This window comes from Oleiphilus sp. HI0043, assembly GCF_001634935.1.
Map to the genome: position 1 here is coordinate 1 of NZ_LWEY01000247.1, position 990 is coordinate 990.

Annotated in this window: 2 protein-coding genes; both read right to left on the reverse strand. The window is 44.7% G+C overall.

What is annotated here, in order from left to right; translation table 11 throughout:
- Positions 1-609: histidinol dehydrogenase (locus A3729_RS03790; protein WP_231877327.1), on the reverse strand; the 609-nt coding region annotated here is incomplete at its 3' end.
- Between the two features lie 54 nt (positions 610-663).
- On the reverse strand, positions 664-990 hold a 327-nt coding region (hisG, locus tag A3729_RS03795; protein ID WP_068633208.1), incomplete at its 5' end, for an ATP phosphoribosyltransferase.

The following is a 990-nucleotide window of genomic DNA, read 5'->3' on the forward strand; positions in this document are numbered from 1 at the left end:
TGTACCGTAAGCTAAGGCTGCAACCGCTTGAGCACCCCCAATAGTGAAGACACGGTCGACGCCGGAAAGCGCCGCAGCTGCCAATACAAGCTCGTTAACTTCACCCTTAGGTGTTGGCACCACCATGATGACCTCAGGCACACCTGCTACCTTTGCAGGAATAGCATTCATCAAAACAGACGAAGGATAAGCCGCTTTACCACCTGGCACATACAAACCTGCCTTATCAAGTGGTACTACTCGCTGGCCAAGGCGCGTGCCATCCACTTCAGTAAAGTCCCAAGAACCCTGATTCTGTTTTTCGTGATAGCCTTTTACCCGCTGTGCAGAGATCTCCAAAGCCTGCTTTTGATCGGTAGGTAGGCTTTGAAGCGCTTCCATTAAGCGTGCCTTTGGAATCTCTAGCTCAGAGGCACTTCCAACACTCAAACCATCAAACTTAGAAGTGTATTTAACCAAGGCATCGTCGCCAGTAGATTTAACGTCATCCAGAATCGTTTTGACCGTCGCATGAACGTCATGATCAAGCTGATCATCCCATGCAACCAATTGCTTTACAGCAGCTTCAAAATTATCATCAGTACTGGATAAACGTTTAATATCTACCATTGAGATTTTCCTGTGTTAATAGTCATAACTCACCGAAGGTCAGCTTTGATAGCTTTATTTAACGGCTTTCTTCATTTTTTCAATAATTGGTTGAATTTGTGCGTGCTTCATTTTCATTGACGCACGATTCACAACAAGACGAGTTGTAATATCAGGGTGAATCATTTCCCTTGGCTCTAAGCCATTTGCTTTTAGGGTATTTCCGGTATCGACGATATCGACAATTTCATCAGCTAAATCTAATAGGGGCGCCAACTCCATCGCCCCATACAGCTTGATGATGTCAGTCTGAATACCTTGCTGCGAATAGAATGCTTTAGCCAGGTTTACAAACTTAGTGGCAACACGAATTCTTCCCTTAGGGCTAACACTACCTTTTTT